We start from the raw sequence: 25,337 nt of genomic DNA, 5'->3' as shown, positions 1-25,337 counted from the left end.
ACCGTGGACAACCTCATTGCGCTGCTCGTCGCGGCGCCCCTGCTCGGAGCGGCCGTGCTGCTGTGCGGCGGCCGGCGGCTCGACAAGGCCGGGCACTGGCTCGGCACCCTGCTCGCCGCCGTCTCCTTCGGCATCGGCCTGGTCCTGTTCGCCGACATGCTCTCCAAGAGCGCCGACGACCGGGCCCTGCACCAGCGGCTGTTCAGCTGGATCCCGGTCGAGGGCTTCCAGGCGGACCTCGCCTTCCAGCTCGACCAGCTGTCGATGACCTTCGTGCTCCTGATCACCGGCGTCGGCACGCTCATCCACGTGTACTCGATCGGGTACATGGCGCACGACGAGCGCCGCCGCCGCTTCTTCGGCTATCTCAACCTGTTCGTCGCGGCGATGCTGCTGCTCGTCCTCGCCGACAACTACCTGCTGCTCTACTTCGGCTGGGAGGGCGTCGGCCTCGCCTCGTACCTCCTGATCGGCTTCTGGCAGCACAAGCCCTCCGCGGCCACCGCCGCCAAGAAGGCCTTCCTGGTCAACCGGGTCGGCGACATGGGCCTGTCGATCGCGATCATGCTGATGTTCACCACCTTCGGCACCTTCGCCTTCGGCCCCGTGCTCAGCTCGGCGAGCGAGACGAGCGAGGGCACGCTGACCGCGATCGCCCTGATGCTGCTCCTCGCGGCCTGCGGCAAGTCCGCCCAGGTGCCGCTGCAGTCCTGGCTCGGCGACGCGATGGAGGGCCCGACCCCGGTCTCCGCCCTCATCCACGCCGCCACCATGGTCACCGCCGGTGTCTATCTGATCGTCCGCTCCGCCGCCGTCTTCAACGCCGCGCCCGACGCCCAGCTGGTCGTCACCATCGTCGGCGCCGTCACGCTCCTCTTCGGTGCGATCGTCGGTTGCGCGAAGGACGACATCAAGAAGGCGCTGGCCGGCTCCACGATGTCGCAGATCGGCTACATGATCCTCGCGGCCGGCCTCGGCCCCATCGGCTACGCCTTCGCGATCATGCACCTGGTGACCCACGGCTTCTTCAAGGCCGGGCTCTTCCTCGGCGCCGGTTCGGTCATGCACGGCATGAACGACGAGGTCGACATGCGCAAGTACGGGGCCTTGAGGAAGTACATGCCGGTCACCTTCGTCACGTTCGGCCTCGGCTACCTCGCCATCATCGGCTTCCCGGGCCTGTCCGGCTTCTTCTCCAAGGACAAGATCATCGAGGCGGCCTTCGCCAAGGGCGGCACCGAGGGCTGGATCCTCGGCGGCGTCGCCCTGCTCGGCGCCGCCATCACCGCGTACTACATGACCCGCGTGATGATCCTGACCTTCTTCGGCGAGAAGCGCTGGCAGCCCGCGCCGGACGCGGACAAGGCGCCCAGCGCCGAGCCGGCCGCGGACCACGCGGCCGGGACCATGCCCCACCCGCACGAGTCCCCGAAGTCCATGACCATCCCGATGATCCTGCTCGCCTTCGGCTCGGTCTTCGCCGGCGGTTTCTTCGGCATCGGCGACCGGTTCGTGCACTGGCTGGAGCCCGTCACCTCCTTCGAGCACGGCCACCCGCCGATCGGCGCCGCCGCCATCACCGCCTCCACCGTCGCCGTCATGGTCCTCGGCGTCGGCATCGCGTACCTCCAGTACGGGCGCCGCCCGGTGCCGGTGGTCGCCCCGCGCGGCTCGCTGCTCACCCGGGCCGCCCGCCGCGACCTGCTCCAGGACGACTTCAACCACGTCGTCTTCGTCCGCGGCGGCACCCACCTGACCCGCTCCCTCGTCTACGTCGACCACAGCCTCGTCGACGGGGTGGTCAACGGGACCGCGGCCTCGGTCGGCGGGCTGTCCGGCCGGCTCCGCAAGTTCCAGAACGGCTACGCCCGGTCGTACGCGGTCTCCATGTTCGGAGGTACGGCGGTGCTCATCGCCGCGACCCTGCTGATGAGGGCGGTGTGACTGTCATGTCCCAAGTGGTCAACGCGGGCTTCCCGCTCCTCACGGTGACGGCGGCGGTGCCGGCGGCCGGTGCGATCCTCACCGCCGCCGTCCCCGCGGCCCGCCGCACCGCCGCCAAGTGGCTCGCGCTGCTCGTCTCGCTCGCCACGCTCGCGCTCGCCGCCGTCGTCTTCGTACGGTTCGAGCCCGGCGGCGACCGGTACCAGCTCGTCGAATCGCACTCCTGGATCAAGGACTTCGGCGTCCGCTACGAACTCGGCGTGGACGGCATCGGGGTGGCGCTGATCGCGCTCACCGCGCTGCTCATCCCGTTCGTCATCCTGGCCGGCTGGCACGACGCCGACCCCCTGGAGACCTCCTCGAAGCGGTGGCGGCCCACCCAGGGCTTCTTCGCCCTGATCCTCATGGTCGAGGCGATGGTGATCCTCTCCTTCGAGGCCACCGACGTCTTCCTCTTCTACATCCTGTTCGAAGCCATGCTGATCCCGATGTACTTCCTCATCGGCGGCTTCGGCGACCGCGCGCACGCCGGCTCCGACGAGAACGCGGCGGCCCAGCGCTCCTACGCGGCGGTCAAGTTCCTGCTCTACAACCTGGTCGGCGGCCTGATCATGCTGGCCGCGGTCATCGGCCTGTACGTCGTCGCCGGCAACTTCTCCCTGACGGAGATCGCCGAGGCCCGGGCCAACGGCTCCCTGGAGATGGCGGCCGCCACCGAGCGGTGGCTGTTCCTCGGCTTCTTCTTCGCCTTCGCGGTGAAGGCGCCGCTGTGGCCGCTGCACACCTGGCTGCCCAACGCGATGGGGGAGGCCACCGCCCCGGTCGCCGTCCTCATCACCGCCGTCGTCGACAAGGTCGGCACCTTCGCGATGCTCCGCTTCTGCCTCGGTCTCTTCCCCGAGGCGTCGAAGTGGGCCACGCCGGTGGTCATCGCCCTCGCGCTGATCAGCATCGTCTACGGAGCGCTGCTCGCCGTCGGCCAGCGGGACATCAAGCGCCTGGTGGCCTACGCGTCGATCTCCCACTTCGGCTTCATCATCATGGGCATCTTCGCGATGACCAGCCAGGGCCAGTCCGGCGCGACGCTCTACATGGTCAACCACGGCATCTCGACGGCCGCGCTGATGCTGGTCGCCGGCTTCCTGATCTCCCGGCGCGGCTCGCGGCTCATCGCCGACTACGGCGGGGTGCAGAAGGTCGCCCCGGTGCTCGCCGGCACCTTCCTGATCGGCGGCCTCGCCACCCTGTCGCTGCCCGGACTCGCCCCGTTCGTCAGCGAGTTCCTGGTCCTGGTCGGCACCTTCGCCCGCTACCCGGTGGCCGGCATCATCGCCACCACCGGCATCGTCCTCGCCGCGCTGTACACCCTCGTCCTCTACCAGCGGACGATGACGGGCCCGGTGAAGGAGGAGAACCGCTCCATGCCGGACCTGCGGGCCCGGGAGCTCGCGGTGGTCGCCCCGCTGATCGCGGTGCTGATCTTCCTCGGGGTCTTCCCGAAGCCGCTGACGGACGTCGTCAACCCGGCGGTGCGGCACACCATGTCCGATGTCCAGCAGAAGGACCCCAGCCCCACAGTGCCGATCGAGAACCTGGAGGCGGCCAAGTGAGTTCCACGGCTGTCCACACCCTGTGGACGACGGCCGCCGAGCCGATCCAGAAGATCCCGGCGCCCCACATCGAGTACACCCAGCTGTCGCCCGTGCTCATCGTGGTCGGCGCGGCCGTCCTCAGCGTCCTCGTCGAGGCCTTCGTGCCGCGACGGGGCCGCCACTACACCCAGGTGTTCCTGAGCGTCCTGGCCCTCGCCGCCGCCTTCGCCGCGGTCGTCGGCCTGGCCGCCGGCGGCTACGGCTCCACCAAGGCCCACATCGCTGCCATGGGCGCCATCGCCGTCGACGGACCCGCGCTGTTCCTCCAGGGCACCATCCTGCTCGCCTCGGTCGTCGCGATCCTCACCTTCGCCGAGCGCAGGCTCGACCCGGCCCGCCACGGCCACAAGGTCGACTCCTTCGCCGCCGAGGCCGCCGCCGTCCCCGGCAGCGACCACGAGAAGGCGGCCGTCAAGGCCGGCTTCACCACCACCGAGGTCTTCCCGCTGGCCCTGTTCGCGGTCGCCGGCATGCTGGTCTTCCCGGCCGCCAACGACCTGCTGACGCTCTTCATCGCCCTGGAAGTCTTCTCGCTGCCGCTCTACCTGCTGTGCGCCGTCGCCCGCCGCAAGCGGCTCATGTCGCAGGAGGCCGCGGTCAAGTACTTCCTGCTCGGCGCCTTCTCCTCCGCGTTCCTGCTCTTCGGCATCGCCCTGCTCTACGGCTACGCGGGCTCCGTCTCGTACGCGACGATCGCGGGCGTCGTCAGCGGCGACGTCACCGCGATCGACCCGGCGCTCGCCGACACCATGGGCAACGACGTGCTGCTGCTCATCGGCTTCGCCATGGTGCTGATGGGCCTGCTGTTCAAGGTGGGCGCCGTCCCGTTCCACATGTGGACCCCGGACGTCTACCAGGGCGCCCCGACCCCCGTCACCGGCTTCATGGCCGCCGCGACGAAGGTCGCCGCCTTCGGCGCCATGCTGCGCCTGCTGTACGTGGTGCTGCCCGGCCTCACCTGGGACTGGCGGCCGGTCATGTGGGCGGTCGCCATCGTCACCATGCTGGGCGGCGCGATCGTCGCGATCACCCAGACCGACATCAAGCGGCTCCTCGCCTACTCGTCGATCGCCCACGCCGGGTTCATCCTGGCCGGTGTCATCGCGGCCACGCCCAGCGGCGTCTCCTCGGTGCTGTTCTACCTGGGCGCCTACTCCTTCGTGACGATCGGCGCCTTCGCCGTGGTCACGCTGGTGCGGGACGCGGGCGGCGAGGCCACCCACCTGTCCAAGTGGGCCGGGCTCGGCCGCCGTTCGCCGCTCGTCGCGGCGGTCTTCGCGGTCTTCCTGCTCGCCTTCGCCGGCATCCCGCTGACCTCCGGATTCTCCGGGAAGTTCGCCGTCTTCAAGGCGGCGGCGGACGGCGGCGCGGCCGGGCTCGTCGTGATCGGCGTCATCTCGTCGGCGATCGCCGCGTTCTTCTACATCCGGGTGATCGTGCTGATGTTCTTCAGTGAGCCGAAGGCGGACGGCCCCACGGTCGCCGTGCCGTCCGGCCTCACCTCGGTCGCGATCACGGCCGGTGTGGTGGTCACGCTGGCGCTCGGCTTCGCGCCGCAGTACTTCCTGGACCTGGCGAACCAGGCGAGCGTGTTCGTGCGCTAGCGGTCCCCTACACCCGACCCGTACACCCGATCCGTACGTCCGTCCAGGAGATCCGTCCCGGACGGCCGAAGGGCCCGGATCCCGCCGTCACGGCGGGATCCGGGCCCTTCGTCGTACGCCTACGCCTTCGGGTGGTCCTCAGGGCACGGCGTGCAGTGGACCCGCGGGTTGAACGGGGCGAAGACGCCCCTCGGGTTCTTCTTGAAGATCCAGGCGTGCAGCGAGTAGTGCGGCCCCACGGGCTCGAAGTCGAACGGCCCGTCGAAGCCCCGGTTGAAGAGCGTCGGCCGGGGCTGACCGGTGTTGGGGACGACCCACTCGACCGCGACGAGCTCGCGCTTGCCGGTCTTGTGGTCCTCCTCGTACAGCACGGCGGCCGGCTTCGTCGGGTCCGTCGAGCCGACGTACGCGGGCTTCACGTAGTGGTAGCCCATGCCACCGAGCTCCGGGTCCTCCACGCACTCGTCGGTGCGGAGGTAGCCGTCGGCGATGGCCGCCTGTTCCGACTTGTACTTCTTGGTGGCCTCGTACGTCCTCTTCAGGTCCGGGTGCGGCCAGTCCTTGCCCGCCGGCTTCGGGGCGGGATCAGCCGTGGCGGCCGGGGCGGCCCCCAGGGCCAGCGAGGTGACGGCGGCCAGCGCGAGAGCGGCCATGAGGGGGCGGGGTCGTGCGGACATGTGTGTCTGCTCCTTGGGAGGGTGGGCGCGCCCTGTGCGGGGCGCCTGTCGTCGGCGGGCTCTCCCCACGCCCGCCACCTCCAGCAGCGTCACCCTCGGTGTGGGGTCGGCGCACGCCGGGTGACCCATTGGGGGGTGTCCCGCAGGGCCGCCGCGTGCCATCGTGAAACCCAATGGTCTGTACCAGTCGAGGAGAAGGGAGCGGCGCGATGCGCGGCACCACGGCCTTACCGGGGACCCCGTGCGTCACACCGAGAAAGGGCCAACCGCCCGTCCACCGCCTGGAGGTGCGGCTGCCGGACGACGTCCCGTTCGCCGTCGGGACCTTCGACACCATCGGCCCGATGTCCCGGGCCGACTTCCCGCACCGGCACACCTTCTACGAGATCGTCCACGTCACCCGCGGCAGCGGCACCCATGTCGTGGACCTCGCCCGCTGGGAGCTCCGCCCGCCCCACCTCGGCCTGATCCTGCCCGGCCAGCTCCACCACTGGGAGGACGTCCGGGAACTCGACGGCTCCGTGGTGCTGTTCACCCCCGAGTTCCTCGTCGACCACCCCGGTGACCAGGAGTTGCTGCGCCGCATCGGCGAACGCCCCTGGCTCCGCCTCGACCCGGCCGCCCACGCCCGCACCGCCCGCCTGATCGCAGAACTCGCCGAGGAGTACCGCCACGGCGACACCGGCTTCGCCACGGTGCTCCGCTCCCTGCTGCACGTCCTCCTCGTCCGTACGGCCCGGCTCGGCGGACCCGCGGGGCCGGCGGCCGGGCAGGAGCCCCCGCCCGGCCGGTACGCGGCCGTCGCCGAGGCCTTCACCCGGCTGCTCGCCCGTACGGCGGCGGACGGAGCGGCCGGGGGGCCGCGGTCCGTACGGGAGTGCGCCGAACGGATCGGGGTCACGCCCGGCTATCTCACCGAGGCGGTACGGGCGGCCCTCGGCCGCACGCCGGGCAGCCTGCTCCGGGAGGCCCGCACGCGGGAGGCACAACGCCTGCTGGCCCGCACCGAGTTGTCCGTCCGGCAGGTGGCGGTGAGGACCGGCTTCGACGACCCCGCGTACTTCTGCCGCTTTTTCCGCAGGGAGACCGGGATGAGCCCGGGGGACTTCCGGAAACACCACGACCGCCGCGCTCCGTCCATCGAAGCGGAAGCCGGCCGGGCCTAGGTTTCTGCTCGCACCTTCGCCCCGCACCCCGACCCCACACGAGGAGCAGCAGGCATGGACAGCCGCAGGAACAGCGAGACCAGCACCGGCACCCCGACGGGCACCCAGGCCGGCACCCCCACGGGCACCCGGACCGGCTCCGGCACGGGTGCCACCGACACCGGCACCGGCACCCACACCGGCACCCACACCGGGACCGGCACCCACACCGGGACCGGGCACGTCACCCGCAAGGCGGTCCTGCGCGCCGCGCTCGCGGCCGGCATGGCCGCACCGGCCGTGCTCATGGGCGTCCCGGCGCTCGCCCGTACCCTCACCGACGGTACGGGCGCGCCCGCGCTCACCCCGGCGTGCGACGACGGCGACGACCCGACGCCGCCGCAGATGGAAGGGCCGTACTTCAAGCCCAACTCCCCGCGCCGGACCAGTCTGGTGGAGCCGGGCACGCCCGGGACGCGGCTCTCCGTCAGCGGCTGGGTCTTCGGGCGGGCCTGCCGGCCGATCGCCGGGGTGCTGCTCGACTTCTGGCAGGCCGATGTGAACGGCGCCTACGACAACACCGGGTTCCGCTTCCGGGGCCACCAGTTCACCGGCGCGGACGGCGCCTTCCGCCTGGACACGATCGTGCCGGGCCTCTATCCGGGCCGCACCCGACACATCCACGTCAAGGTGCAGGCGCCGGGACGGCCCGTGCTCACCACGCAGCTGTACTTCCCGGGCGAACCGCGCAACACCACGGACCCGATCTTCGACGCGCGGCTGCTGATGGGCGTGCGGGACGCGGGCGGGGCGAAGCAGGCGGCCTTCGACTTCGTCCTGGACGTGCCGCAGGACCCGGGGCCGACCCCGACGCCCACGCCCACGCAGACCTCGCCCGGCGGTACGTGGGCGGTCGGCACCGCATACCGGGCGGGGGACGCGGTGACGTACGCCGGGCGGGGCTATGTGTGCCTCCAGGCGCACACGGCCCAGCCCGGCTGGGAACCGCCGTCGGTGCCCGCGCTGTGGCGGGCGGTCTGAGTCCCGGTCCTAGCCGGCCGGGTTCGGCGCGATCCGGCCGGTGACCTCGCCGAGGGCGACCCGGGTGCCGTCCGGTCCCGGGGCCCAGGCGGTCAGCGTGACCTCGTCGCCGTCCTCCAGGAACGTCCGCTTGCCGTCGGCCAGTTCGAGGGCGTCGCGGCCGTTCCAGGTGAGTTCGAGCAGCGAGCCGCGCTGGCCGACCTCGGGGCCCGAGACCGTACCGGAGCCGTAGAGGTCGCCGGTGCGCAGGGAGGCGCCGTTGACGGTCATGTGGGCGAGCTGCTGGGCGGCCGTCCAGTACATGGTGGAGAACGGTGGCTCGGCCACCACCTCGCCGTTGATGGTGACGGTGATCCGCAGGTCGAAGCCGCCGGGCTCCTCCTCGCCGGAGTCGTCCAGGTACGGCAGCAGCGGGAGGTCACGCGCCGGCGGGGCGACGCGGGCGGCGTCCAGGGCCTCCAGCGGGGTCACCCAGGCCGAGACGGAGGTCTGGAAGGACTTGCCGAGGAACGGGCCGAGCGGCACGTACTCCCAGGCCTGGATGTCCCGCGCCGACCAGTCGTTGAGCAGGGTCAGTCCGAAGACGTGCTCGCGGAAGTCGCCGAGCGCGACCGGGCGGCCCAGCTCGGACGGGGTGCCGACCAGGAAGCCGACCTCCGCCTCGATGTCCAGCTTGACCGAGGGCCCGAAGACCGGCGCCGGGTCGCTGGGCGCCTTGCGCTGTCCGGCCGGGCGGACGACGTCGGTGCCGGAGACCACGACGGTGCCGGAGCGGCCGTGGTAGCCGATCGGCAGGTGCTTCCAGTTCGGGGTGAGCGGCTCGCCGTCCGGGCGGAAGATGCGGCCGACATTGGTGGCGTGGTGCTCGCTCGCGTAGAAGTCGACGTAGTCCGCGACCTCGTACGGCAGGTGCAGCGTGACCGCGTCCAGCGGGTGCAGCAGCGGCTCCACGACGGGCCGGTGCGCGGGCACGGTCAGCCAGCCGGTGAGCGCCCGCCGGACATCGCGCCAGGCGGTGCGGCCGGCCGCGAGCAGCGGGTTGAGGCTGGGCTGCGCGAGCAGCGCGGCATACGGCGACCCGAGCGCGTGCGCCGCGGCCCCCGCGTCGAGCACGTGCCCGCCGATCCGGACGCCGAGCCGGCGCCGGTCGGGCTCGTCGGCGGTGGAGAAGACGCCGTACGGAAGGTTGTGCGGGCCGAAGGGGTCGCCCTCGGGCAGGTCGAGCGGGCTGCTCTGCTCGGGCATCGGTGCTTGCCTCGCTTTCCGGGTGTGTGGGGGACACGTTACGGGTCGGCCGCCGAGGCGCGGATGACATGTGTCACACAGAAAGTGCGGCCTCCGTGGGCAACTGTCCGGCTTCACGGGGTTTGTGACTGCTGTGAAGGCGCTGTGGCGTGGGGCGCGTGAGGTGGACTCGTCAATACCGCTATTCCGGGCCCTTATTCCGGTCATACGATCGCGGTGCGCCGCGCCGCGTGAGGTATCCGCTGGCGTGGCCCCACAACTCCGTTTCCGCTTTTCATCTTCGCCCGACCAGAAAAGGTCCACCTTGAAGATCCGCCGTATTCTCGCGACCGCCGTGGCCGCCGCCGTGACCACGCCGGTCGTCCTGCTTTCCGCCGCGCCGGCCTTCGCCGACACGAAGCCGACCACGCCCGCCCAGACGCAGGACCAGAACAAGGACCAGAACCAGACCGTCGAGGAGCTGCGCCGCGCCGTCACCAAGGCGCAGGCCGCGTACGACGCGGCGGTCATCGCCGAGGGGAAGGCGCAGGAGGCCGTCGAGGCGCTCGACAACGCCGACCACCCGCTGAGGAAGGCCGCCACCGACGCCAAGAAGGCGTCCGAGGAGGCCGCCGCCGCCAAGGTGCTCGCCGACCAGAAGCTGGCCGACGCGCAGAAGGCGCTGGCCGAGCTGCCCGCCGACGCCACGCCCGAGAAGAAGACCGAGGCCGAGAAGGCGGTCACCGACGCCCAGACCGCCGCCGACACCGCGAAGACCAACGCCGAGGCGAAGGCCACCGAGGCGAAGACGGCGCAGAAGGCGTACGACGACGCCTCCGTCGCCGCCTTCGCCGCGCTGGCCGACGCCCAGAAGACCAAGAAGAAGGCCGCCAAGGAGCTCGACGCCGCCAAGAAGGCCCTCGACGAGGCTCTGGAGGAGCTGCCGGGCGAGCAGGAGTGCAAGGACGACAAGAACCTCGTCACCTCCCTCACCGGCCCGAAGAAGATCACCGCCGGCACCAGCGGCGTCTTCACCTTCCGCATCACGAACAAGGGCCAGACCGAGCTCGGTGAGGTCGGCGGCTACGCCGAGGCGTTCAACCTCGACGACGCCCTCGACAAGTACCTCAAGCTGACCTGGTCCTCCGCCACCAGCCCGAAGTGGCAGGCGATCGACGAGGAGAAGGGCTTCTCCAGCCTTTCCTCGCTCAAGCCGGGCAAGTCCTTCGACTTCAAGCTGAAGGTCGCGGTCGACGCCAAGGCCCCGGCCGGTGACGGCATCGTGGTCGCCGGCGGCGCCTACATGAACAAGGACGGCTCCTGCGGCTGGTCCGAGGAGGGCTCCTACGCGGAGTTCGGCATCGTCAAGGCGGGCAAGCCCGGCAAGCCGGGCACCGGTTCCACCGGCGGCAACGGCAACACCTCCCCGCAGGGCGGTCAGTCCAACACCGCCGTGACGGGTGGCACCACCGGCTCGACCACCGGTGGCAACCTGGCCAACACCGGCTCGAACTCCTCCACGATGCCGATCGCCCTCGCGGGCGCCGCGGCCGTGGTGCTCGGTGCCGGGGCGATGGTCGTCGTGCGACGCCGTAAGGCCGGCGCGGACGCCTGATAACGCAGCGCGCTGAAGGGCCCGCATTCCGTGACGGAATGCGGGCCCGTTCGCTTTCCGTACACCGGAAGAGCGAGGGGGAATTCACTCGACCGTACGCGGAATGCGTTTCTCCCACGTCCGGTGGAAGACGATCTCCCCGCCCTCCGTGCAGATCACCTCGTCGGAGGTGAGGAACGCGTCCGCGTCGCACGAGATCTCCGATCTCGTATCGATCGTCACGTCCCAGGCCATTTCCAGGCGGTGCAGCCGGATCGTCCGGTCCGAGCGCGTACGGGCGGACAGCGGGCCGGACGCGTCGATCGTGTACGTGTCGAGGGCGTCCTCGGTGTACTCAAGGCCGTCCGGGAAGACCCGCGTGCCGCCGTGGCGCGGGTCCACCTCCAGCCGCCACTCGCCCCTGGCGACGTCCCGGACCACAAGCCGCTCCGGGCGCGGCTCCTCCAGGGTGCCCGGGACGCCGGCGCCGAGCGGCTCGGACTGCTCAGGTTCGTCGAACGCGACGGCGACGGCCCCCGCGTCACCGGCCGGGTCGCGGACCGGGAGGGTGAGGGTGGAGCCGGCCGGGTCCAGGGTGAAGCCGGCGGCGTCGGGCCGGGGCCAGACCCAGGGCCAGTACGCGGAGGAGACGGCGAGCCGGACCCGGTGGCCGGGCGGGAAGGCGTGGCCGGTGCCGTACAGCTCGATGGCGTACGACTCCGTCCGGCCGGTCAGCGCCCCGACGACCCGGGAGAGGTTGAGCACGCCCCGGGTGACGAGCGTGGAGGACCCGTCCGGGGCGACGTCGCAGAGGCGGGCGATCACCTGGCCGCTCGGGGCGTGCGCCGTCAGGCGGAGGTGCGCGGACGGCCGTCCCAGGATCTCGATCGCCGGACCGTCCGCCGGCACGGCGAAGTCGAAGCAGGCCGAGTGGGCGTCCTCGGCGCGCTGGTCGGGCGGCAGGTCGGCGTCGTTGCCGTACGGGACGAGGGCGCCCGCGTCCAGGCCGGTCCACGGGGGCGAGGCGACGACCACCGGGTCGCCCTGGAGTCCGTACGTGACGGGGGTGACGTGCGGGGAGGGCCAGGCGGGGGCGGCGACCCAGCGGCCCGGCAGTTCCTCGTACACCGTGGCCGGCGGGTGCGATCCGCTGATCCAGGAGCGCAGCAGCGGCTCGGCCATCACACCGTTCTCCACGCCCTTGAGGTGGTGGTCCCACCAGCGCAGGCTCTCCTGGAGGAAGCCGATCGCCGGGCCGGGCGGCAGGCCGCGGTCGGGGTACTGGTGCGGCCAGGGACCGATGACGCCCCGCACCCGGTCGGCGGGCAGGTGCTCGACGAGCCGGAGGACGGTGTCCCGGTACGGGTCGTGCCAGCCGCCGACGGCGAGCACGGCGGCCCTGGTGGCGGTGGGGTCCTCGCGGACGCTGTCGCGCCGCCAATAGGCGTCGCGGGTCTGGTGGGCGAGCCAGGTGTGGACGAGCGGTTCCACTACCCCCAGGCGCTCCAGCCACAGCTCGCGCCACCCCTCGCCCGCGTGGCGCGGGTCCGGCGGCCGGCAGGCGAAGGCGAGCAGGGTCGCGGACCGGGCGGGCAGTCCGGCGGCGAGGACGGAACCGCCCCGGTAGTGGACGTCGCCGTCGTAGCGGTCGTCCGTCGCGCCGACGAGGACGACCGCCTTCAGCGGCTCGGGGGCGAGCGGGGCGAGCGCGGCGATCCGGAGCGCGTTCGAGGCGCCCCAGCCGATGCCGAACATGCCGACCCGGCCCGTGCACCACGGCTGCGCGGCCAGCCAGTGGATGACGGCCACGCCGTCGGCGAGCTCGGTCGGGTCGTACGCGTCGCCCGGCAGGCCCTCGCTGTTCCCGTGGCCGCGCACGTCGACCCGTACGGAGGCGTAGCCGTGGCCCGCGTACCAGGGGTGGCGCTGCTGGTCGCGGGGCGCGGTCGCGTCGGTGAGGCGGTGGGGCGCGTACTCCAGGAGGGCGGGGACCGGTTCGTCGGTCAGCGGCCGCCACGCGCGCGCGTGGAGCAGGGTTCCGTCGGGCATGGGGATGCGGAGGTCCTCGTGGCGGGTCTCGTACGGGAAGTCGGTACGGATCCTCGGCATCGGGTCACCTCGCTGGCCGCCGCGTCGAACGATGTTCGGGACAAAACGCCTACCACCGGTCGTATGAGCTGATCACGAACATACCGGGGGTGACGGGAAGGCGCCCACGGTGATCGAAACGTGACCGGATACGCTGGCTTGAGTGAATGGACCGACACATCGACAATCCGAGTGATCGACGGCGTGCGGTCCGGCCACGACAGGCAGCAGCACAGGCAGCACAGGCAGCGTCTGACAGCGCGGACAGCGTGGACAGTGTCGGACGCGACAGGCAGCGTCAGCAGGCGTCAGCAGACAGGAGATCCCCTCGTGACCGTCGTCGGGCCGTTCGGTCTTAGCGTGCGGGACCAGGCTCTCGAAGCCGATGTCCAGACCGGTTTGGCCGCCGTGGAGGCCGGCCTCCTCGACGCCACCAAGAGCGACGTGCCGTTCATCACGGAGGCCGCCCAGCACCTGGTGCTCGCCGGCGGCAAGCGGTTCCGGCCGCTGCTGGTGATGCTCGCCGCGCAGTTCGGCGACCCGTACGCGCCGGGTGTCGTGCCCTCGGCCGTGGTCGTCGAGCTGACGCACCTGGCCACGCTCTACCACGACGACGTCATGGACGAGGCGACCGTACGGCGCGGGGTGCCCAGCGCGAACACCCGCTGGGGCAACTCGCTCGCCGTCCTCACGGGTGACTTCCTCTTCGCCCGCGCCTCGCACACGCTCGCGGACCTCGGACCGGAAGCCGTGCGGATCCAGTCGGAGGCGTTCGAACGGCTCGTCACCGGCCAGATCCTGGAGACGGCCGGCCCCCAGGAGGGCCGCGACCCGGTCGCGCACTACCTCGACGTCCTCGCCGGCAAGACCGGCTCGCTCGTCGCCGTGTCCTGCCGCTTCGGCGCGATGATGGCCGGCGCCGACGAGAGCGTCGTCGACATCCTCACCCAGTACGGTGAGCGGCTCGGCGTCGCCTTCCAGCTGGCCGACGACGTCCTCGACATCGCCTCCGACTCCCACGAGTCCGGCAAGACGCCCGGCACCGACCTCCGCGAGGGCGTCCCCACCCTGCCCGTCCTCTACCTGCGGGCCGCCGCGGCCGCCCACGGCCGCCCCGAGGACCTGGAGCTCCTCGCCCTCGTCGACGGCGACCTCACCGACGACGACCGCCACGCCGAGGCCCTGCGCCGCCTGCGCGCCCACCCCGCCCTCGAGCAGGCCCGCCGCGACACCCTCCGCTACGCGGAGGAGGCCCGCGCCATGCTGGCCCCGCTGCCCGAGGGCTACGCGAAGGCGGCCCTGGAGGAGCTGTGCGACGCGGTGGTGCACCGCGCGGGCTAGGGCCGATTATTACGCCCGGCTCCTGTGATCCTGTGGCAAGATCGCGGAATGCTTCGACTCACCGACTTCATCATCGACTGCCCGGACACGATGAAGCTGGCGGCCTTCTACTCCGAGGTCGTCGGGCTGCCGGTCAAGAAGGGCAGTGACGAGAACTGGGCCGGCATCCGGCTCGACCAGATCGAGCTGGCCTTCATCCGCGTGGAGGACTACCGCGCCCCGCAGTGGCCCGACGGCGAGCACCCCAAGCAGTTCCACCTGGACTTCGAGGTCGACGACATCGAGGCCGAACAGCGCCGCGTCCTGGACCTCGGCGCGACCCTGCAGCGGGACTGCATCGGCCCCGAGGGCTACGGCTGGCGCGTCTACACCGACCCCATCGGCCACCCCTTCTGCCTCTGCCGCAACAGGGGCGTCGTCTGGACGGAGCAGGGGCCGGTCTGGCCGGAGCGCGAGGAGTAGAGGCCATTCCCACGGTGTCTCCGCGATGATCTCCCCACCCGCAGAGGAGGCTCTAGTCGTGTCAGATGAGGGTTGGGAGTCCCTCAAGGGCCAGTCGCCGAACTGGGAAGCACCCGAGAATTTGCGGCGCCCCACGGCTTCCACGACGGTCAATCTTGCTGTTCAGATGATGGGTAGCAACATGATCGGCAACGACGTCATCGAGGTTGTTGCGGAGTTCGTTGCCACCAAAGCCCGAATTGAGTTGTGGATGGGGCACCGGGAACCCGCTCTGACGCTTGGCCAGAAGTTCGCTGTGGGCCGCGCACATTCGGAGGGCCTGCGAATCGTTTATGAATCCTGGGTCGATTACGAAAGGGCATACGGTTTGGCGGGCGGGAAGATTTCACAAGTCAACCAGGAGAAGTGCGCGCTCATCGGGGCCGTTCGTGAGGCTACTGCCGTCCTCGCGCGCGCGAAAGCCGACTGCGAGGCTTGATCTGGTAGGCGTCCGGGTGCGCTTCTCGATCACCGCCTGCCTTTCCTGCATGTGAGTCTCCATCAGGTGTGATCTGTGGTGGGGTTTCAGAGCGCCGGGACGGCACTGAGGGCTGTTCCGCAACGACCGCTCATAGCTCCGGGAACGGCGGGGTGTCGTCCATCACCTGCAACAGCTTCCGAGCAGGCGTCGCCTCTTCTGGCCGCATGGAGAAGGCAACGCCCTCGATGGCTGACCGGCCTGCGTACACGGCTGTCCTTGAGGCTGCCTCCCAACCAGGTTGCCGCCGGTAGCTCGAGTCGTGCTTGCGGTCCTGCGTCGCTGCGGCGGCGGAGTGCCACTGGTCGGTCCGGCAGATACTTCCCAGAAGGTCTAACAACACGGCCTTGCAAGTAGGAGACCCGACCAGTTCAAGAAGGAACGGCCATAGGAGCTGTCGCCTCGCCAACGACGAACCCCAGCGCACAGATGGCATCGCTCAGATCATCGATGGCGATGCGGGCCGTGTCCTCATCCCCCTATGCGATCCGGGACAGCAGAGAGGGAATATCGCTGGCCGCGGCGCCCGTCGCGTCCCGCAAATCTCCCCAGCGGACCCCGGAGACACTTCTCAAAAGACTTCCCACGTCCTGCTCCTCATCAAATCGTCGCGCCGGCCGCGGCGGTGTCTTGAACATGGTGTAACGAAGGGCTGTCTTGCACGTGATCTCGGACGTGCTCCTCATCGGTCGTTGGCGTAGATGCGCTATCCGGTCAGGGTGAGGTTGTGTAGGCGGGTGATGCCGAGCACGACGTGGTGGACGCCGTCGCCTTTCAAGCGGCAGTTGCGGAGGATCCTCCAGGGAGCCAACGTCGCAAGGTCGGGTTCGTCCGCCAGACCGTCCAAGCCACCGGCAAACGACGCGCTCCGGGGTGCCGATCCGACGTCGTAGGCCGGCCTCACACGGCGCACCACGCGATAGGACGCTGCGGTCGGCGCGGTAGCCGTACGGGCTAGGGGTCACTAGGGGCACGTCATCCCGTAGGCGTACGCGAGGTTGATCCCGGGGGCTGACGATTTCGTGGTGCCGCCTTGGTGAGATGGGGACATCGACCACGGAGGTAGCGCAGACCATGGCAACGAACGAAACCCGTCGCAAGGCGAGCCGTTACGTCGTCCCCGTCGCGGTGGCGGGTGTCGCCGCGGCCACCATCGGGCTCGTCCCGGCGCTGGCGGCGGCCGGTGACCCGGATCTGCCGGAGATCACCGCGCAGCAGCTCATCGAGAAGATCGCCGCCTCGGAGACGCAGACGCTGTCCGGCACGTTCAAGATCAGCACCGACCTGGGGCTGCCGTCCTTCGCTGGCCTCGTCCCGTCGGGCTCCTCGTCGTCCTCCGCCGACCCCTCGGCCAGGCTGACCGAGCTGGTCTCCGGCACGCACACGCTGCGCGTGGCGGCCGACGGGCCGGACCGGCAGAAGCTGACGCTGCTCGACGGCTCGGACGAGTACAGCCTGATCCACAACGGCAACGACGTCTGGGCGTACGACAGCAAGTCCGACGAGGTCTTCCACGAGAAGGCGGACGGCCCGGCCGGTACGCCGGAGAAGGAGCTCCCCGGCACCCCGAAGGAGCTCGCGGACGAGGTCCTGAAGGCGGCGGGCGACACCACGTCGATCACCGTCGGCGGCACCGCGAAGGTGGCCGGCCGTGACGCGTACCAGCTGGTGATCAAGCCCAAGCAGTCCGGCTCGACGGTCGAGTCGGTCAAGATCGCGGTGGACTCGGCCACCGGCACTCCGCTGAAGTTCACCCTCGCCTCGACCAGCGGCGGCAAGCCGGTCGTCGACGCGGGCTTCACCAAGGTGGACTTCGCCAAGCCGGCCGCCTCGACCTTCGACTTCAAGGCCCCGAAGGGCGCGAAGGTGACGGAGGGCGCGGCGGACAAGGCGGCCGACGAGGCGGCGCCCGGGACGGCGCCCGGGAAGCACGGCGAGCTTCCCCCGGGTCTGGAAGGGCTGTTCGGCGACATGGGCGCCGAGGGCGGCAAGGGCGGGAAGGACGGCCACGGCCTGAACGTCATCGGCGAGGGCTGGACCGCCATCGCGAAGCTGGACACCGGTGCTCCGGCCCCCAAGACGGACGAGGCGCCGAAGGAGGTCCAGGGCTTCCTGGACTCCTTCGGCGACAAGGTCAGCGGGAAGTTCGGCTCCGGCACCGTCTTCAAGACGAAGCTGGTCAACGCGCTGATGACGGACGACGGCAAGGTCTACGTCGGCGCGGTGACCCCGGACGCGCTCGTGAACGCGGCGAACTCCGGCAAGTAGCGGTCAGCAAGCGGATGTTGGGACCCCGGGCGGGTCGGGGCGATCGTCACCGACCCGCCCGGGAGCTTTTCGCGGGAACCTTCTCCGTCCGCGCTTACGGGAAGGTCAGCTTGAAGCCGTTGATGTAGCCGACGTCGGCCGAGGCCCGGTCCTGGGCGCGCAGCTGCCAGGTGCCGTTGGCGACCTCGGTGGAGGCGTTGACCGTGAAGGTCTGGACGATGTTGTCGGCGCTGCCGCCGGAGCGGTTGTGCAGGTTGTAGACCGAGCCGTCAGGCGCGATCAGGTCGACGATCAGGTCACCCTTGTAGGGGTGGACGATGTCCACGCCGACGGCGAGGTTGCTCGGCGCGTTGCCGGTGATGCCGGAGACGGTGACCGAGGACGAGACCGCGGCGCCGTTGTCCGGGATGGAGACGTCCGCCGTGTTCTCGAAGACCTTGCCGGTCGGCGGGGTCGTCGTACCGGCCGACAGGGTCCAGACCGCGTGCGCGATGGCGTCGCTGTTGCGGTCCAGGGCGGTGTCGTTGATGTTCGACGTGGTGTCGCAGGACGAGTGGTAGCAGCGGTCGAAGGCCGTGGTCGTGCCGCCCCACTTCTGCACCTGGGCGGAGGTCTTCGTCCGGCTGGCGCCGGTGAACAGACCGCCGACGGGGATGCCCACGTTCTTGAACGAGGCGTGGTCGGAGCGGCCGTCGCCCTCGGTCTCGATCTCGGTCGGCACGCCGAGGCCGGCGAAGTAGTCCTTGAAGGTCTTCTCGATCGTCGGGTCGTCGTCGTAGACGAAGTAGCCCGGGTTCGGCGAGCCGATCATGTCGAAGTTCAGATAGCCCTTGAGCTTTGAACGCTCGGTGGTCGGCAGGTTGTTGACGTAGTACTTGGAGCCGACGAGACCGAGCTCCTCCGCGCCCCACCAGCCGAAGCGCAGGTGCTTGGTGGGCTGGTACCCGGCCCGGGAGACGGCGAGGGCCGTCTCGAGAATCGCGGCCGAGCCGGAGCCGTTGTCGTTGATGCCCGGCCCCGAGCTGACCGAGTCGAGGTGCGAACCGGCCATGATCACCTGGTTCGGGTCGCCGCCCGGCCAGTCCGCGATCAGGTTGTAGCCGGTGGTGCCGTTGTACGAGAACTGCTGGACCGCGGTGGTGTACCCGGCGGCGTCCAGCTTGGCCTTCACGAAGTCGATGGACGCCTTGTAGCCGGGCCGGCCGTGGGCGCGGTTGCCGCCGTTGTTCGTGGCGATCGACTGGAGGTCGGTCAGGTGCTGCTTGACGTTGGTCAGGGAGATGTCGGGCGCGGCGGCGGCGGTGCCCGAGGCGGTGTTGCCCGCGGCGGCGGTGGCCGGTGCGGCGCCCGCGAAGGCGCCGAGCACGAGGGCCGAGGCGCCCGCGAGGGCGGACAGTCTCACGGAGAGTTTCATGTGGGGGCTCCGGATTCCGAACTGGGGATGGGACGGAACGTACGAGCGCCTCGCGTCGTGGGTGGCGCGAGGCGTTGGAGCTGTGCGGGACGAACTGTGCAGGACGTGCTGTGCGTGACGAACTGTGCAGACGAGCTGTGCGGTGCAGACGAGCTGTGCGTGACGAGCTGTGCGAACGCGCGGCTGAGTGGCTGCGGTTTGTGTGACGAATGTTCAGTGAGAGTTTCACTTGCCGTCAAGAGCAGATTTCGGTCAGGAGTGTTCGCTCAGCGAACGCTCCTGACCGAGGAGTTGGCGGAGCCGGTCGTCTTCAGTCGTCGATGGCCTGGTAGACCGTCGTCCAGAAGTCGTGGACGAGCCGCGCCGGGTCCGGGACGGACGTGCCGACCTGGGTGAGCAGGATGCCGGTGAGTCCGTTCTCCGGGTCGGCGTAGGTCGAGGTTCCGCTTCCGCCGTCCCAGCCGAACTGACCGAGCGGCGCGTAGTCCCCGCGGTACGTGCGTACCGCCATCCCGAAGCCCCAGCCACCGTGCTGACCCTGCCCGAAGGAGATGTGGACGTTGTCGACGGCCATCGCGTGCCGGGCGGCCTGCTGCTCGGGGGAGAGGCGGTTGGTGGTCATCAGCCGGACGGCGGGCCGGGACAGGATCCGCTCGGTGCCGTGCGTGCCCTGGTTCAGCAGCATCCGGAAGTAGGCGTGGTAGTCGTCGACGGTGGAGACCAGCCCGCCGCCCCCGCCCTGGAACGCCGGCGGCGCGCTGTGCCGGCCGCCCTTCGCCTCGTCCCAGACGTGGAACTCGCCGGTCGCGGGATCGGGGGCGTAGAGGGGAGGCAGCCGGTCGATCTTGTCCTCCGGCACGTGGAAGCCGGTGTCCTTCATGCCCAGGGGCCCGAAGACGCGCTCGCGCAGGAACGACTCGTACGACTGCCCGGAGACCCTGGCGACGAGGACGCCGAGGAGGTCGGCGGCGATGTGGTACTGCCAGCGCGCGCCGGGCTGGTGCATCAGCGGCAGCGTGCCGAGGCGGCGCATCCACTCGTCCGGCTCGGGCATCGGCTCCGGCAGGTTGGGCGTGAGCCCCTGCTCGAAGACCGCGTTCATGATCGGGGTGCCGAGCGAGGTCAGGTCCATGCCGAGCCCGAACGTGGAGGTCAGCACGTCCCGTACGGTGATCGGCTGCCGCGCCGGCACGGTGTCGTCCAGCGGTCCGTCCACCCGCCGCAGCACCTGCCGGTCGGCGAGTTCGGGCAGCCACGGGTCCACCGGGTCGTCGAGCCGCAGCCGGCACTCGTCGAGCAGGACCATCGCCGCCGAGACGCCGACCGGCTTGGACGTCGAGGCCATCCGGAAGATCGTGTCCCGGCTCATGGCCGGGCCGCCGTCGTGGCGCATGGTGCCGATCGCCTCGACGTGCGTCTCGTCGCCACGGCTGACGAGGGCGACGACCCCCGGGATCTTCCCGGAGTCGACGTGCCGCGCGAGCACGTCACGGATCCTGCGCAGTCCGGCCTCGGAGAAGCCGCCGGTGGTGGTGCCGCTCATGTGTGTCCCCGCCCGTTCGTTGTTCGCGAATCTGTGAACGAGGAGGAAGCTACATTGCGTTCACGATGCTGGCAACGGCCAGAGCGGCGTAGTGGCGGCGATTATGCTGGTCAGCGAAGCGAAAGTGTTGCAACGCGCGTGCGACTGAATGCAATGAAAGCCTTGCGGTCGTTGCAATGAGGTAAAAGTGAAGGTGTGGGCTACGGGTAGCGGGGCAGGCCGTCGGTGGAGATCGTCCATTCGGCGATGGTGACGTCCTCGCCGTAGAAGAAGTCCTTACGGGTCGCGTAGCGCGGCCCCTCGGGGGTGGCGTGGATGTCGGAGAAGACCGCGCCGGAGCCCGTCCGGGGATCGAAGATCGCGTAGACGGGGACGCCGAGGAGGGGATAGTCGCGGAGCTTGCCGACCCAGTCGTTGTCCGGGTTCGAGCGGGAGACGACCTCGATGGCGGCGAGGAGGGTACGGGGGTCGAAGGAGAACTCGACCTCCATGTCGGCCTCGGCGATGACCATCACGTCAGGGTGCCGCATGACGCCCTGGGTGTCGTCCGCGACATCGGGCTCACCTGTATGGGCTGCGAGCTCCTCCGGCATCACCTTTTCCAGGCGCTTGCGCACCCGCAGGACGGTCAGCTCGTGGGGGCCTCCTGGCGCCATCATGTCGTGAACGATTCCTTCTTTGGTGATCTCGAACTTGCCCGGCACGGTGTCGTCCAGACGGTCCAGGGCTTCGCGCATGGTCCGGTAGAGGGGGGAGACGGTCGTCATCGCGCTGGCTCCTCGTGTGTGCCCTGGGGCCCGAGTCATCAGCTTCATGCTAGGCGGCCTCTCTCTCGGCTGGGCGGCAGTCGCGGCAGCGCCCCGGGTGTGGCGACCGGAAGGCGCGGTCGCAGGAGTCGCAGGTCTGGAGGGGGTCGGGGGTCGGGGGCCTGGCAGGGAGGGGAGGCGGGAGGAGGACCCTGAGGCGGTGCGCCAGGAGGCCGGCCGGGTGGACGAGGTCGTCGGGAAGGCAGGCGGCCAGCGTGCGCAGCACAGCGTCCGGGCGGGCTCCCCGTTCGAGCCAGGTGGTGAGCTCCGGCGCGAGCCGCAGGATGTCGCGTTCGGAGAGGAGGAGTCGGGGTTCATGGCGGTGCAGGCTCGCGAGGACGGCGGCGGCGGGCCGGTGCCGCTCGGCGAGCGGGGGCGGGGAGGCCGGGGGCGGCGGGGATGGTGGGGCCGAGGAGGCCGGTCGGGGCGGCTGAGGCGGTTGGGGCGGCTGGGGTGACGGCGGCGCCGGGCGCTGGGGGCGCTGCGGGCGCGGCGCGTGCTGGGGGTGCTGGGGGCGCTTCGGCGGAGGAGGCGGAGGCGTGTCGTCCGGAGGCGTGTCGTCCAGACGCCCGCCGTCCGGGGGCATCTCGCCCGGAGGTGTGTCGTCCGGTGGCGTCACCTCTGGTGGCCCCGATTCATCCACCGGGCGGTTGTACGAGACCGTGCGGTGCATGATCCGCCCGTTGGGCAGGCGTTCCCGGTAACGGACCAGGTAGCCATGGGCTTCCAGCTCCCGCATGGCCTTGGCGACCCTCAGCTCGCTCTCGGGAACCACGGCGGCGATGTCCTTGATGCCGACGGGCGCCCCGGCGGTCAGCGACTGGAGGTAGAGCGCCAGGCCCCGCGCGACGAGCGAGAGTTCGCGGTGCCGGGCGAGGTGGTTGCCGACGACCGTGTAGCCGGTCGTGTGGCGGACGTTTCGGTGAATGAGCCCGGAGGCGCGCCGACGCGCGCTAGGGTGAGTCGAAGCCATCGGGAAGGTGTCGCTTCCTCGGTGGTCAGGCCCTCGATCGGGATCGCTAGTCCCGGCCGAGGGCCGACGCATGTCTGGTGGTTGCGGCGTGAGCATATGCCAGGCAACCCGCCTCAAATCCAGCCCAGTTGGCGCATGTCACCCAAGTGAGTGACGGGCGCTCCGGGGGAGGCTGGAGGGGTCGGGTGGGTACTTGCCCCGGTACTTCTCTCTTTTACGTCCCAGGTCACCGCGTCGCGTACGCCTGCGACGCGGTCGCTCGCGGCAGGGGCACCTCGGCCCAGACCGTCTTGCGGGGCACGGGCCCCGGCCGCACGCCCCAGCTCCCCGCGATGGCCTCGACGAGCAGCAGCCCGCGCCCCGACTCGGCCGACCCGCCGGGGCGGTGGATCACCGGGAGCCGGTCACCCCGTGTGTCGGTCACCTCGATGCGGAGGGCGGCTTCCGTCGCCAGCAGGGCGAGCCGGAAGTCCCGGCCCGGCACGCGCCCGTGCGTCACGGCGTTCGCGGCCAGCTCGGCCACGATCTGCGCGGCCGGCTCCGCCACCGCTTCCAGCTCCCAGGAGCGCAACTGTTCCACCGCGAGCAGCCGGGCGAGCCGGGCGCCGCGCGGGGTTGCGGAGAGCTGGATTCCGAATTGGCGTACATCTGCCAATAGTTGGGTGGGTCCCTGATTCATGTCACTCAGAGTGGCGGGACGTGCTTACGCTGCCCATCGAACAGGCCCTTACGTACGGTGACTGTCCCGAGACTGTCCGGTCGTGTCCCGACTGTCCCGCGCGACGCTCCGGGTAGGGCAGGCCGCAAGGAGGTGGGCGCGCATGAGCGTGAACGGTGTGGACGGTACGGGTAGTGAGGACTCCGGCTGGGAGGTCGAGCCAGGCGATGAGTCGGGCGCGGCGGTCGTGGCTACGGTGGGCCGCCAGATCAAGCTGTGGCGGGAGGCGAAGGGCCTTCGGGCGACGGAACTCGGGGACCGGATCGGCTACGGCGAGGATCTGATCCGGAAGGTCGAGCGAGGAGCTCGTATCCCGCGACCGGAGTTCCTGGACAAGGTGGACGAGGCGGTGGGGGCGGCCGGGCTGGTCTCGGCGATGAAGAAGGACGTTGAGGAGGTCCGCTACCCGAAGAAGGTGCGTGATCTGAAGAAACTGGAGGCGCGGGCGGTCGAGTTCTGCCTGTACAGCACCATCAACATCCACGGCCTTCTGCAGAACAGGGAGTTCGCGCAGGCGTTGCTTCGCACCTGGCGTCCCGCGTACGGGCCGGAGGACCTCGAACGGCTCCTCGCAGCACGTATGGCGCGCCAGTCGATCTTCGAGAGGTCTCCGGGGCCCGAGCTCAGCTTCGTTCAGGAAGAGGCGACGCTGCGGCGACCCATTGGGGGGAGAATGGTGCTGCGGCGTCAGCTTGAACGTCTCTTGGAGGTGGGTGAGTTGCCCAACGTCGAGATCCAGGTGATGCCGACCGAGCGGGCTGACCATCCCGGTACGGGCGGGCTGATCGAGATTTTGAAGTTCGGGGACGGCACAGCCGTAGGGCGTTCCGACGGCGACTTCAACGGTCGCCCGGTGTCCGACCCCAGAAGGCTCCGGATCTTGGAGCTGCGCTATGGCATCATCCGGGCTCAGGCTCTCACCCCGGGGGAGTCGCGGTCCTTTATCGAACGACTGCTGGGAGAGACATGATTCGCAAGCCCGAGCTGGAGTGGTTCAAGAGCAGCTACAGCAGCAGCTCGAACGGCGAAGACTGCGTCGAGGTCGCCGCCACCCCCGGCACCGTCCACGTCCGCGACTCCAAGAACAGCGACGGCCCCCGCCTCGCCTTCGGCCCGGGCGCCTGGGCCGGATTCGTGGCGCACGCGTCCGGGGAGTAGGGGCGAGTGGGCAGCGCCCGGCGCTGACTTACGCTGCTCCGCGTGGACATAGACCTCGGCAACGGCATCGTCGGCGCGATCCTGGGCGTGGTGTTCGCGACCCTCTTCCAGCAGTGGACGCAGGACGTGTGGTTCCGCATACGGCGCCGTTCGGCCGGGGCCGTGCGCAGCCTCACGTACCGGCGGGGCCGGGACGGCGGACCGGTCGCGTGGTCGACGTTCTCGCTCGGGCCGCTGCAGACCTCCGCGCTGCTCGTCGAGGGCGACGGCGACCGGGCCATCGCCCCCGAGTCCGTGCACGTGCAGGTGCTGGATCAGGAGGTGCGGCTGCCGGAGGAGATGGCGGCCTGGCGCGACGAGATCGAGGCGGAGGAGGCGCGGGCCGCGGACTCCGGCGAGCGGGCGCCCGTGTGGAACGGGCCGCGGTACGCGGTCGAGTCCCTGGAGGTCTCCCGTACGGCCCTCGACGAACGGCCCGAGGTGCACCTGCGGTTGCGCCCCACCGACTACTACACCTTCCTCGCCGCCCAGCAGCTCGACCGCCGCTTCCCCGACGGCACGACCCCGCGCGGCCGCTGGCTCGACCCGGCCGACCCGCTCGCCGCGCCCGCCTTCCTCCAGTGCAGCTTCGGCGCCAACGTCGCCGTGGTCACCGCCGACCACCTCCTGGTCGTCACCCGCCGCAGCAACCGGGTGCGGACCGGATCCGGCGTCTGGAACTCCTCCGTCAACGAGGGCCTGTCCCGGCACATCGACTCCGCCGGACGCAACGCCCCCGACCTGCACGCCGTCGCCCGCCGGGGCATGCGCGAGGAACTGGCCGTCGAGCCCCACGAGTACACGCTGGAGCTGCTCGCCTTCGCCCTCGACGTCGAACGGCGCCAGTGGTGCGCCCACTTCTACGCCCGGCTGAAGGAGCTGACCGGCGAGGGCCTGCGCGAGCGGATGAGCCGGGGCGTGGCGGACCGCTGGGAACACCAGCGGATCGAGTACGTGCCCTTCCGCACCGCCGACGTCACCCGCTTCCTGCTCGACCCCGAGCGCCTGCACAGCTGGGCCCCCGTCGCCCCGTCCCTCTTCCACCTGGCCCTCGTCCACGTCCACGGCCGGGCCTCGGTGGAACGCGCCCAGGCGCAGGTGCTGCGCCGCCTCTGAAGGTCCGGCCGCC

The 25,337-nt window shown here is 70.6% G+C and carries 21 protein-coding genes and 1 pseudogene; 13 read left to right on the top strand and 9 right to left on the bottom strand.

Annotated features, from left to right (window positions below; all coding sequences use genetic code 11):
• Positions 1-3 precede the first annotated feature (3 nt).
• Genes nuoL through nuoN form a run of 3 tightly spaced genes read left to right on the top strand, consistent with a single transcriptional unit; the run spans position 4 to position 5,200 of the window.
• Positions 4-1,944 carry an NADH-quinone oxidoreductase subunit L gene (gene nuoL / locus ABTZ91_RS00645; RefSeq protein WP_352074901.1) on the top strand — a complete coding sequence of 647 codons (1,941 nt, stop codon included), beginning with the start codon at positions 4-6 and terminating at the stop codon, positions 1,942-1,944.
• Between the two features lie 5 nt (positions 1,945-1,949).
• Positions 1,950-3,554 (top strand): NADH-quinone oxidoreductase subunit M, encoded by a 1,605-nt coding sequence (locus ABTZ91_RS00640; protein ID WP_352075266.1) that lies wholly within the window; start codon positions 1,950-1,952, stop codon positions 3,552-3,554.
• Positions 3,551-5,200, top strand: coding sequence for an NADH-quinone oxidoreductase subunit NuoN (nuoN, locus tag ABTZ91_RS00635; RefSeq protein WP_352074900.1), 1,650 nt, complete (start codon positions 3,551-3,553; stop codon positions 5,198-5,200). Before ABTZ91_RS00640 ends, nuoN begins: the two co-directional genes overlap by 4 nt.
• Before the next feature lie 119 nt (positions 5,201-5,319).
• On the opposite strand, the gene ABTZ91_RS00630 is transcribed toward nuoN, so the two are convergent.
• Positions 5,320-5,877, bottom strand: coding sequence for a hypothetical protein (locus ABTZ91_RS00630; RefSeq protein WP_352074899.1), 558 nt, complete (start codon positions 5,875-5,877; stop codon positions 5,320-5,322).
• Positions 5,878-6,086: 209 nt separating this feature from the next.
• Here ABTZ91_RS00630 and ABTZ91_RS00625 point away from each other — a divergent pair, with 209 nt between their 5' ends.
• Together ABTZ91_RS00625 and ABTZ91_RS00620 are read left to right on the top strand one after the other, a co-directional pair.
• Positions 6,087-7,043: an AraC family transcriptional regulator gene (locus ABTZ91_RS00625; protein ID WP_352074898.1), complete on the top strand. Its 957-nt coding sequence runs from the start codon at positions 6,087-6,089 to the stop codon at positions 7,041-7,043.
• 264 nt (positions 7,044-7,307) lie between these two features.
• Complete coding sequence (locus tag ABTZ91_RS00620) at positions 7,308-8,063, top strand: carbohydrate-binding protein (protein WP_352075265.1); 756 nt, start codon at positions 7,308-7,310, stop codon at positions 8,061-8,063.
• Between the two features lie 9 nt (positions 8,064-8,072).
• On the opposite strand, the gene fahA is transcribed toward ABTZ91_RS00620, so the two are convergent.
• Entirely contained in the window at positions 8,073-9,308 is a 1,236-nt protein-coding gene (gene fahA, locus ABTZ91_RS00615; protein WP_352074897.1) for a fumarylacetoacetase, read from the bottom strand.
• Positions 9,309-9,612: 304 nt separating this feature from the next.
• Here fahA and ABTZ91_RS00610 point away from each other — a divergent pair, with 304 nt between their 5' ends.
• The gene (locus ABTZ91_RS00610) at positions 9,613-10,902 is read left to right on the top strand and encodes an LAETG motif-containing sortase-dependent surface protein (RefSeq protein ID WP_352074896.1); all 1,290 of its coding nucleotides are present in this window, start codon (positions 9,613-9,615) and stop codon (positions 10,900-10,902) included.
• A gap of 84 nt (positions 10,903-10,986) precedes the next feature.
• Here ABTZ91_RS00610 and ABTZ91_RS00605 read toward each other — a convergent pair whose 3' ends face one another.
• Positions 10,987-12,990, bottom strand: a complete 2,004-nt coding sequence (locus ABTZ91_RS00605; protein WP_352074895.1) for a CocE/NonD family hydrolase — start codon at positions 12,988-12,990, stop codon at positions 10,987-10,989.
• A 309-nt stretch (positions 12,991-13,299) separates the two neighbouring features.
• On the opposite strand from ABTZ91_RS00605, the gene ABTZ91_RS00600 reads away from it, so the two are divergent.
• Genes ABTZ91_RS00600 through ABTZ91_RS00590 form a run of 3 tightly spaced genes read left to right on the top strand, consistent with a single transcriptional unit; the run spans position 13,300 to position 15,250 of the window.
• Positions 13,300-14,310: a polyprenyl synthetase family protein gene (locus tag ABTZ91_RS00600; protein WP_352074894.1), complete on the top strand. Its 1,011-nt coding sequence runs from the start codon at positions 13,300-13,302 to the stop codon at positions 14,308-14,310.
• Positions 14,311-14,358: 48 nt separating this feature from the next.
• Positions 14,359-14,772 carry a VOC family protein gene (locus tag ABTZ91_RS00595; RefSeq protein WP_352074893.1) on the top strand — a complete coding sequence of 138 codons (414 nt, stop codon included), beginning with the start codon at positions 14,359-14,361 and terminating at the stop codon, positions 14,770-14,772.
• A gap of 58 nt (positions 14,773-14,830) precedes the next feature.
• A complete protein-coding gene (locus ABTZ91_RS00590) occupies positions 14,831-15,250 on the top strand; it encodes a hypothetical protein (protein WP_352074892.1) in 420 nt (139 codons plus the stop codon).
• A 745-nt stretch (positions 15,251-15,995) separates the two neighbouring features.
• Here ABTZ91_RS00590 and ABTZ91_RS00585 read toward each other — a convergent pair.
• Positions 15,996-16,091, bottom strand: a pseudogene (locus ABTZ91_RS00585) (IS5/IS1182 family transposase); the annotation flags it as partial.
• A 272-nt stretch (positions 16,092-16,363) separates the two neighbouring features.
• On the opposite strand from ABTZ91_RS00585, the gene ABTZ91_RS00580 reads away from it, so the two are divergent.
• Complete coding sequence (locus ABTZ91_RS00580) at positions 16,364-17,557, top strand: sigma-E factor regulatory protein RseB domain-containing protein (protein WP_352074891.1); 1,194 nt, start codon at positions 16,364-16,366, stop codon at positions 17,555-17,557.
• 94 nt (positions 17,558-17,651) lie between these two features.
• On the opposite strand, the gene ABTZ91_RS00575 is transcribed toward ABTZ91_RS00580, so the two are convergent.
• The 5 genes from ABTZ91_RS00575 to ABTZ91_RS00555 form a co-directional block, all read right to left on the bottom strand.
• A complete protein-coding gene (locus ABTZ91_RS00575) occupies positions 17,652-18,971 on the bottom strand; it encodes a M28 family metallopeptidase (protein ID WP_352074890.1) in 1,320 nt (439 codons plus the stop codon).
• Between the two features lie 310 nt (positions 18,972-19,281).
• The gene (locus ABTZ91_RS00570; protein WP_352074889.1) at positions 19,282-20,514 is read right to left on the bottom strand and encodes a serine hydrolase domain-containing protein; all 1,233 of its coding nucleotides are present in this window, start codon (positions 20,512-20,514) and stop codon (positions 19,282-19,284) included.
• A gap of 200 nt (positions 20,515-20,714) precedes the next feature.
• Positions 20,715-21,320: a Uma2 family endonuclease gene (locus ABTZ91_RS00565; protein ID WP_407077872.1), complete on the bottom strand. Its 606-nt coding sequence runs from the start codon at positions 21,318-21,320 to the stop codon at positions 20,715-20,717.
• Positions 21,321-21,330: 10 nt separating this feature from the next.
• Entirely contained in the window at positions 21,331-22,293 is a 963-nt protein-coding gene (locus ABTZ91_RS00560) for a helix-turn-helix domain-containing protein (RefSeq protein WP_352074887.1), read from the bottom strand.
• A 226-nt stretch (positions 22,294-22,519) separates the two neighbouring features.
• Positions 22,520-22,972: an ATP-binding protein gene (locus ABTZ91_RS00555; protein WP_352074886.1), complete on the bottom strand. Its 453-nt coding sequence runs from the start codon at positions 22,970-22,972 to the stop codon at positions 22,520-22,522.
• 142 nt (positions 22,973-23,114) lie between these two features.
• On the opposite strand from ABTZ91_RS00555, the gene ABTZ91_RS00550 reads away from it, so the two are divergent.
• Genes ABTZ91_RS00550 through ABTZ91_RS00540 form a run of 3 tightly spaced genes read left to right on the top strand, consistent with a single transcriptional unit; the run spans position 23,115 to position 25,324 of the window.
• Positions 23,115-23,981 (top strand): helix-turn-helix transcriptional regulator, encoded by an 867-nt coding sequence (locus tag ABTZ91_RS00550; RefSeq protein WP_352074885.1) that lies wholly within the window; start codon positions 23,115-23,117, stop codon positions 23,979-23,981.
• Complete coding sequence (locus tag ABTZ91_RS00545; protein ID WP_352074884.1) at positions 23,978-24,169, top strand: DUF397 domain-containing protein; 192 nt, start codon at positions 23,978-23,980, stop codon at positions 24,167-24,169. The genes ABTZ91_RS00550 and ABTZ91_RS00545 overlap by 4 nt, the downstream gene beginning before the upstream one ends.
• Positions 24,170-24,211: 42 nt before the next feature.
• Positions 24,212-25,324 (top strand): hypothetical protein, encoded by a 1,113-nt coding sequence (locus ABTZ91_RS00540; protein WP_352074883.1) that lies wholly within the window; start codon positions 24,212-24,214, stop codon positions 25,322-25,324.
• Positions 25,325-25,337: the final 13 nt, after the last annotated feature.

Source organism: Streptomyces sp. NPDC126499 (assembly GCF_040302485.1).
Lineage (GTDB): Bacteria > Actinomycetota > Actinomycetes > Streptomycetales > Streptomycetaceae > Streptomyces.
Note: the sequence above shows the minus strand (reverse complement) of the source record. Positions and strands in the feature narration are given on the sequence as shown.